Annotated in this window: 8 protein-coding genes; 6 read left to right on the forward strand and 2 right to left on the reverse strand. The window is 63.0% G+C overall.

What is annotated here, in order from left to right:
* Nucleotides 1–6 precede the first annotated feature (6 nt).
* Nucleotides 7–2,682 (forward strand): [protein-PII] uridylyltransferase, encoded by a 2,676-nt coding sequence (locus DOM32_RS05140; protein WP_110631795.1) that lies wholly within the window; start codon nucleotides 7–9, stop codon nucleotides 2,680–2,682.
* A 46-nt stretch (nucleotides 2,683–2,728) separates the two neighbouring features.
* Here the strand turns inward: DOM32_RS05140 and copM are convergent, their stop codons facing one another.
* Nucleotides 2,729–3,136 (reverse strand): CopM family metallochaperone, encoded by a 408-nt coding sequence (gene copM, locus DOM32_RS18205; protein ID WP_277354940.1) that lies wholly within the window; start codon nucleotides 3,134–3,136, stop codon nucleotides 2,729–2,731.
* Between the two features lie 212 nt (nucleotides 3,137–3,348).
* Here copM and DOM32_RS05150 point away from each other — a divergent pair, with 212 nt between their 5' ends.
* The 5 genes from DOM32_RS05150 to DOM32_RS05170 all read left to right on the forward strand — a co-directional run bounded on the left by DOM32_RS05150 (nucleotide 3,349) and on the right by DOM32_RS05170 (nucleotide 7,415).
* Nucleotides 3,349–3,711 (forward strand): ArsC family reductase, encoded by a 363-nt coding sequence (locus DOM32_RS05150; RefSeq protein ID WP_071231807.1) that lies wholly within the window; start codon nucleotides 3,349–3,351, stop codon nucleotides 3,709–3,711.
* Between the two features lie 94 nt (nucleotides 3,712–3,805).
* Complete coding sequence (gene dapD / locus DOM32_RS05155; protein WP_110631797.1) at nucleotides 3,806–4,831, forward strand: 2,3,4,5-tetrahydropyridine-2,6-dicarboxylate N-succinyltransferase; 1,026 nt, start codon at nucleotides 3,806–3,808, stop codon at nucleotides 4,829–4,831.
* A 35-nt stretch (nucleotides 4,832–4,866) separates the two neighbouring features.
* Nucleotides 4,867–6,048, forward strand: a complete 1,182-nt coding sequence (gene dapE, locus DOM32_RS05160) for a succinyl-diaminopimelate desuccinylase (protein ID WP_110631800.1) — start codon at nucleotides 4,867–4,869, stop codon at nucleotides 6,046–6,048.
* A complete protein-coding gene (locus DOM32_RS05165) occupies nucleotides 6,032–6,424 on the forward strand; it encodes a hypothetical protein (protein ID WP_110631803.1) in 393 nt (130 codons plus the stop codon). The genes dapE and DOM32_RS05165 overlap by 17 nt, the downstream gene beginning before the upstream one ends.
* A gap of 49 nt (nucleotides 6,425–6,473) precedes the next feature.
* The gene (locus DOM32_RS05170; RefSeq protein ID WP_110631806.1) at nucleotides 6,474–7,415 is read left to right on the forward strand and encodes a cation diffusion facilitator family transporter; all 942 of its coding nucleotides are present in this window, start codon (nucleotides 6,474–6,476) and stop codon (nucleotides 7,413–7,415) included.
* A gap of 63 nt (nucleotides 7,416–7,478) precedes the next feature.
* Here the strand turns inward: DOM32_RS05170 and DOM32_RS18210 are convergent, their stop codons facing one another.
* A complete protein-coding gene (locus tag DOM32_RS18210; RefSeq protein ID WP_110631810.1) occupies nucleotides 7,479–7,961 on the reverse strand; it encodes a cold-shock protein in 483 nt (160 codons plus the stop codon).
* Nucleotides 7,962–8,270 lie beyond the last annotated feature (309 nt).

Consider the following 8,270-nt stretch of genomic DNA (forward strand, 5'->3'; position numbering starts at 1 on the left):
CGTCGCATGCTGCTGCATCACTATCGCTTTCACCCCGACCCGACGCTATTCGATGCAACGGCCTTTCGCGAGACGCTGGCGCGGGATCGTCAACCGATCCCGCTGTTCAAACAGGCCCTCAGGACGATCCGGGAGCGTCTCGACGAGCGCTTCCGCGCCGGTGCCGACGTGCGCGACCTGGTCTACGGTCGCGCCTGGTGCCTGGATCGGTTGCTCGAAATTGCCTGGGAGCGATTCGACTGGCCGGACGACAACGTCGCGCTGCTCGCCGTCGGCGGTTACGGCCGTGGCGAGCTGCACCCCTACTCCGACATCGACCTGCTGCTGCTGCTCGGCACCGACGATGACACGCCGTATCGCGAGTCGCTGACCGGCTTCATTACCTTCCTCTGGGACATCGGACTCGAGATCGGCCAGAGCGTACGCTCGCTCAACGACTGCGAACGCGAGGCCCGGGGCGACATCACCGTCATCACCAACCTGCTGGAAACCCGGACGCTGGCGGGGCCGGAAAGTCTGCGCGAGGCGATGCGGGAACGGCTGTCGACCCGGCACATGTGGTCGTCGGCCGCGTTTTTCGAGGGAAAGTGGCAGGAACAGATTACCCGCCATTTCAAGCACAACAACTCCGAGTATCATCTCGAGCCCAACATCAAGAGCGCGCCAGGCGGGCTGCGCGACATCCAGATGATCGGCTGGGTGGCCAAGCGTCATTTCGGGCCGCTGCGCTACGAGGATGTCGTCGCCCAGGGCTTCATGAACGACGCCGAACTGCGGATTCTGAGCCAGGGCCAGGCCTTCCTGTGGCAGGTGCGCTATGCGCTGCACATGATTGCGGAACGCGCCGAAGACCGCCTGCTGTTCGATCATCAGCGCGCCCTGGCCAAGCTGTTCGGCTACACCGACACGCCGCAGCGTCTCGCGGTCGAGCAGTTCATGAAGGCCTACTATCGCCACGTCACCGCGCTGGCGGGGCTCAACGACATGCTGCTGCAGCATTTCGACGAGGTGATCCTCCACGCGGGCGAGTCGCTCGAGGTCAAGCCGATCAATGCACGCTTCGAGATCCGGGGCGGCTACATCCAGCTGCGCCATCCCAACGTCTTTCTCCACCGCCCCGGCGCGTTGCTGGAGCTGTTTTTGGTGATGGCGCAGCATCCGGAAATCGAAGGCGTGCGCGCCGACACCATCCGCCAGATTCGCGATCACCGCCATCTGATCGATGATGCCTTTCGCGACGATCTGCGCCATCAGAGCCTGTTCATGGAACTGTTACGCAGTGGCGGCGATGTGCCGACCCAACTCACCCGCATGAACCGCTACGGGGTGCTGGGCAAGTACCTGCCCGAGTTCGGCGAAGCCGTCGGCCTGATGCAGCACGACCTGTTCCACATCTATACCGTCGACGCACATACGCTGCGTCTCCTGAGCTTTCTCCAGCGCTTCCGCGAGGAACGGGACACCGATGAATACACCGTCGCCATCGACGTGATTCAGAAACTGCCCAAGCTCGAACTGCTGTGGATCGCCGGGCTCTACCACGATATCGGCAAGGGCCGCGGCGGCGATCACTCGGAGCTCGGCGCGGTCGATGCCGCCGAATTCTGCCAGCGCCATGCGCTGTCGAACTGGGATACACGCCTGGTCGCATGGCTTGTGGAGCATCATCTGCTGATGTCGAAGACTGCCCAGAAGCGCGACATCTCCGACCCGGACGTGATCCACGCCTTCGCCCGCACGGTGCGCGACGAAACCCATCTCGACTATCTCTACGTACTGACCGTCGCCGACATCAGCGCCACCAACCCGACGCTATGGAACGGATGGCGCGCCTCGCTGATGCGCCAGCTCTACACCGAGACCCGTCGCGTACTGCGTCGGGGGCTCGACAACACCGTCGATCGCCAGGGCTGGGCCAGCGAGACCCGCGAGGAAGCCTCGGGCCTGCTGCGGGCCATCGGCGCCGACATCGCCCGTGTCACCGCACTCTGGCAAACCTTCGGCGAAGACTATTTCCTCCAGTACACGCCCAGCGAAATCGTCTGGCAGACCCAGGGCATTCTCGCCCATCGTGACGATCATCTGCCGCTGATCCTGGTCAGCGCGCCCAGCGAGGACATGACCGAGGGCGGCACCAAGCTGTTCATCCACACCCGTTCGGCCGATGACCTGTTCGCCGCCACGGCCGCCGCCATCGAGCAACTGGGCCTGTCGATCCACGATGCGCGCATCGCCACGTCCAGCGACGACTGGACGCTCAATACCTTCATCCTGCTGGATGACGATGACGAAGCCATTCGCGATCCGGAACGACTGGAAACGATCCGCCGTCATCTGGTCGAGGAACTCGACGACCCGGACGACTATCCGCAGATCGTCAGCCGCCATACCCCGCGACAGCTGAAGCATTTCCGGGTGCCGATCGAGGTCATCATCGAGCAGGATCCCGCCAATGCCCGCACCTCGCTGGAACTGATCGCACCGGACCGCCCGGGGCTGCTGGCTCGCGTCGGACGCATCTTCATGGAACAGAACATCGCCTTGTCGGCGGCCAAGATCGCCACCCTCGGCGAGCGTGTCGAGGACGTCTTCTTCATCACCGACAAGCGCGGCCAGCCGCTGACCGACCCGGAAGCCCAGGCACGCCTGCGCGAGCGCTTGTACGAAGTGCTCGACGTATGACGTGCCAGGCGGACGAGCTGCTAGACGAAGCGACGGCCAGTCATCGTCAATCGACCGGTGCAGGATCGGCGTTGGCTTTCAGCCACGCCTGCATCTGTTCTATTTCTGCCTGTTGGGCCTCGATGATCTTTTGAGCCAGCGCCCGCATCTCCGGGTCATTGCCATACTCCAGCTCGACCTGAGCCATCGCGACCGCCCCCTTGTGATGCGCCAGCATGCCGGTAGCGAAGTCGACATCCGGGTCACCGGTATTCGCCTGCTCCATGTCGTGCTGCATGATCGTCGCCGCCTCGCGATAGGCATCGCCGGCCTCGCTGAGGTCGGCATGGATATCCGAGCCGGAGTGAACCTGGTGATCCCCATTACCGCCACCGGACTGGGCAAAACCACCAACGGCGAAAACCAGCGAGCCAGCCGCCACGAGACCGGCCATCCAGCGCTTTGAAGTCATCATTCGTTATCTCTCCCCAGGGAAAATGCGACACTAGCACCGAGGTGTAACCCACAGGTCAAGCGCGACCTGACGGTTCCGATTATCTCACCGCCCGGGCCGAACCAGCCAAGTTTTCCCGGCCTGTACCCTGCGGCAAACCGGCGCGGTTTGAGCCGCCGTGCGCGGACGCCTATAATCGTCCGCTTCTTCAGAGACGCGCAACGGCCCGCTGCATGACCATCACCGTTTACGGCATCAAGACCTGCGATACCTGCCGCAAGGCCCGACGCCTGCTCGAGGATCAGGGCATCGCCTATCGCTACCACGATCTGCGCGAAGACGGCCTCGAGCCACGGCAACTGGACGCCTTCCTGAGCCAGGCCGACTGGAAAACGCTGCTCAACACCCGCAGCACGACCTGGCGCCAGCTCGATGCCGCGGACAAGCAGCCGCTGGATGCCGAGCGGGCGCGGGCATTGATGCTCGCCAATCCGACATTGATCAAGCGCCCGGTACTGCAAAGCGCAAAGCCCGAAAGCGACGACACGCTGATCGTCGGCTTCGACCCTGCCCGCTACGCAGCGCTGGCGTCCTGAGTGGCCCGGCGCACCTGGTCCACGGCCGTCTCGACGACCCCTTTCGACAACCATCTCGACGACCCCTTTCGAGAACCATCATGAGGAACCTGCGATGCTGAGCTTCGCGCTAGGAATCGGCACTCAGAACAGTCAGGGCGACTGGCTCGAAGTCTACTACCCGGCCCCGCTGCACCAGCCCGACGCCAAGCTCGTCGCCGCTGCACGCCAGGCGCTGGGTGCTGACGAGGCCGAGGAAGTCGTCAGCTTCCTGCCGGAACAGGCAGCCTCGCTGGCCAAGGCCCTGCGCGACGCTGGCGCCACCGATCAGGCCGATATCGCCGAAACCTTCGCCGACGCGCAGCGTCCGCTGGTCGCCGTCTTTCTGGACGAGGATCATGCGCCGACCAGCGTGCCGGAGGTCTATCTCAAGCTGCACTTGCTCTCCCATCGCCTGATCAAGCCTCACGGCACCCAGCTCGACGGCATGTTCGGCCTGCTCAAGAACATCGCCTGGACCAACGAGGGCGCCATCGACGTCGAAGAGTTGCCGGCACGTCGTCTCAAGGCCCGCCTCGCGGGACGTGCACTCTCCGTGGACTGCGTCGACAAGTTCCCCAAGATGACCGATTACGTCGTGCCCAAGGGTATCCGGATCGGCGACACCGCCCGCGTGCGTCTCGGCGCCCACCTGGGCGAAGGCACCACGGTCATGCACGAAGGTTTCTGCAACTTCAATGCCGGCACCGAAGGTCCGGGCATGGTCGAAGGCCGGATCTCCGCCGGCGTCTTCGTCGGCAAGGGCTCGGACCTGGGCGCCGGCTGCTCGACCATGGGCACGCTCTCGGGCGGCGGCAACGTGGTGATCAAGATCGGCGAGAACTGCCTGATCGGCGCCAACGCCGGCCTCGGCATTCCCCTCGGCGATCGCTGCACCGTCGAAGCGGGCCTTTATGTCACTGCCGGCTCCAAGGTGACCGTACTCGACGACAAGGGCGAAGCCGTCAAGACCGTCGCCGCCCGCGAGCTCGCAGGCCAGGACGACCTCCTGTTCATTCGCCACTCGGTGACCGGGCGGCTGGAGTGCCGCACCAACAAGAGTGCCGTGGCGCTCAACGAATCCCTGCACGCTCACAATTGATCCGGACCGACCGGCCGCCTGCCCTGGAGAACTACATGCCTCACGCGTCACAGACGACCGCGCCTTCCGACACGCTGGCCCTGGCCCTGGAACTGCTCAGGCGGCCTTCGGTGACGCCGGACGACCATGGTTGCCAGGCATTGATGATCGAGCGGCTGGAGCGGATCGGTTTCCAGGTCGAGCGCATGACGATCGGCGGCATCGACAACTTCTGGGCCACTCGCGGCCAGCACGGGCCGATGCTGGCTTTTGCCGGCCATACCGATGTCGTGCCCAGCGGTCCCGAGAGCGAATGGGAACATCCGCCCTTCGCGCCGTTGATCGACGAGGCGGGCTTTCTCTGCGGCCGGGGGGCCGCCGACATGAAGGGAAGCCTGGCGTCGATGGTGACGGCAGTCGAGCGCTTCGTCGCCGCGTATCCGGATCACCACGGCAGGATCGGTTTCCTGATCACCGCAGACGAAGAGGGGCCAGCGGTCCACGGCACTCGCGCGGTCGTCGAACGGCTGCGCGAGCGCAATGAAGCGCTGGACTACTGCATCGTCGGCGAACCCTCCTCCACCAGCCATCTCGGCGACGTGATCAAGAACGGGCGCCGCGGCTCGCTGGGCGGCGTGCTTCGGGTGCGCGGCATTCAGGGGCACGTGGCCTATCCGCACCTGGCTCGCAACCCGATCCATCAGGCGCTGCCGGCTCTGTCCGAGCTGGTGAACGAGTCCTGGGATGCCGGTAACGACTTCTTCCCGGCGACCAGCTTCCAGATCTCCAACCTGCATGCGGGAACCGGCGCCACCAATGTCGTTCCCGGTGAGCTGGAAGTGACGTTCAACTTCCGCTACTCCAGTGAAGTGACGCATCTTCAGCTACGCGAACGGGTCGAGCGGAAGCTCTCCGCTCACGGACTCGACTACCAGATCGACTGGACGCTCAACGGTGAACCGTTCCTGACCGCAGCCGGCGAGCTGCTCGAGGCAACACAGCAGGCCTGCGAGAGCGTCACCGGACACCGGCCGACGCTCTCGACCTCGGGCGGCACGTCGGACGGCCGCTTCATTGCTACACTGGGCACACAGGTGATCGAGCTGGGTCCCGTCAATGCCACTATTCACCAGGTCAACGAACGCATCCGTGCCGACGACCTCGATACCCTGAGCCGCATCTACGAAGCGACACTCGAGCGGCTGTTCACCAGAGGAACCCATGGAGCGCTTTCCTGACATCGAAATCTATCTCGCCGTCGCTGACGTCGACGCCATCACCCGATGGCTCAGGGCTGCCCTGGGCGACGAGGAGATGGCGCTAGGCCGCGCCGGCAAGGGGATCTGGCGTGGCAAGGCGGCGGGCGCCGAGCGCGAAATCGGCATCATGCTCGTCGAACGGGCCGCCGATGGCTACGCCAGTCTGTGGTTCGATTGCGATGCCACGCCCTGGCCCAGAGATACCGACTGTGCACGTGCCGCCGCTGGCGAGCTGGGCTGCGAGGCCCGCTGCTCTCTCGGCGGCTGGCAACCTGGCGATGATCCCGATCGCTTCTGGCAGGTACTGCCGGACGGCAGCGAAAACATCATAGAATGGCCGGATTCAGGCCGTTAATTGCGCCCTGGCTGCCGAAATGCGGCCCATCTGACAGGAAGTCAATCGAATGGCGGAGTCCAAACCAGTCATCTATGCCGCCATGGGCGGCAACCTGCTCATCGCGGTAACCAAATTCGTGGCAGCGGCCATTACCGGCAGCTCGGCGATGCTGTCCGAAGGCATCCATTCGGTGGTGGATACCGGCAACCAGATTCTGCTGCTGCTGGGCATGAAACGCGCCAAACGGCCTCCGAGCCCCCAGTTTCCCTTCGGCCACGGCAAGGAAATCTACTTCTGGAGTTTCGTGGTCGCGCTGCTGATCTTTGCGATCGGCTCCGGTGTCTCTCTGTACGAAGGGGTGATACATATCCTGCACCCCGAGCCGATCGAGTCGCCGCTGGTCAACTATGTCGTGCTGGGCCTGGGCATTCTGTTCGAGGGCGCCTCCTGGGCCTTCGCGCTCAATGAATTCCGCAAGACCAAGGGCAAATGGGGCTACGTGGAGGCCGTGCATCGCGGCAAGGACCCCTCGATGTTCGTGGTGATCTTCGAGGATTCGGCGGCGCTTCTGGGGCTGATGGTAGCTCTGGTCGGCGTGGCGCTATCGCAGTGGACCGGCATTCTGCTGTTCGATGGTATCGCTTCGGTCATCATCGGTCTGCTGCTGGGCGGCACCGCGATCTGGCTGGCCAAGGAAACCAAGAGCCTGCTGATCGGCGAAAGCGCCAACCAGAATGTGGTCGAAAACATCCGGCAGCTGGCGGGGAGCGCCGATGGCGTCGAGGGCGTCAATGAAGTGCTGACCATGCACATGGGGCCTAATTTCATTCTGGTCAATCTCAGCGTCCGTTTCGCTCGAAACACTACCGCAGAGCAGATCGAGCGAACCATCGTCAGGCTCGACCGCGAGATCAAGCAGGCTCACGACAGCGTCAAGCGCGTGTTCGTCGAGGCCGAGGCCCGGGCCGGGGTCGACAAGATACCGCCGGAATCCCTCGCCAGCAGTTGATCCAGTAAAAAATACCCCTCGGAGGCTTTGCCTCGGAGGGGTATCGATCGTTCAGTTGCCGGCTCAGGTGATGACGGTCACGTCATCCGCCTGCAATCCACGATCGTTCTCGATCACGTGGTAACGCACTTTCTGCCCCTCGGCCAGGGTTCGATGCCCCTTGCCGCGAATCGCGCGAAAATGCACGAAGACATCTTCGCCATCGGCTCGGGTGATGAAGCCATAGCCTTTGTTGACGTTGAACCATTTGACCTCGCCCAGCTCACGGTCGTCGTTTTCGACATCGGCGAGCATGGCAGCGGTGACCGCTTTCGGAGTCGCTGGCGCCAGCAGCGCCATGGCCAGAGTACCCAGCCACAGTACGATGAAGACGGCGATTACCGTCGCACCATACATGGCCGAGACGCCTTCCACGTTCAAGAACCAGGTCAGATCGGTTGCCAACATGCTACTGATCAGCGTAATCAAGAGACCGATCAGCAATGGCGAGGGTATCGAGAGGAGCAGACTGATCAGCGTACAACGCAGAATTACCTTGCTATTCATGGATTCTCATATCTCTAGACGTCGGAACAAGGAAAACGCCCTACTCTTGACCTCGAGCAGGGACGGTTTTTCTTACTAGATATCATCAACTTACTTACTAACCAACCTATTGCCAATAATCTATTGCCACTAACTACATTAACTAGCCACTAACTAAAGGTGCCGTGAATGAAAGATGACACACAGCCTTGGAAGTCTAACACGGTAGAGCCGACCTCGCGCATGTCCCTGGAAGCGCGTCTCGATGCACTAGAGAGTCGTGTGGCGTTCCAGGATGACTGGCTGGAAACACTCGACAGGCTGGTCAGG

Source organism: Salinicola salarius, assembly GCF_003206135.1.
In the GTDB taxonomy this organism is placed as follows: domain Bacteria; phylum Pseudomonadota; class Gammaproteobacteria; order Pseudomonadales; family Halomonadaceae; genus Salinicola; species Salinicola salarius.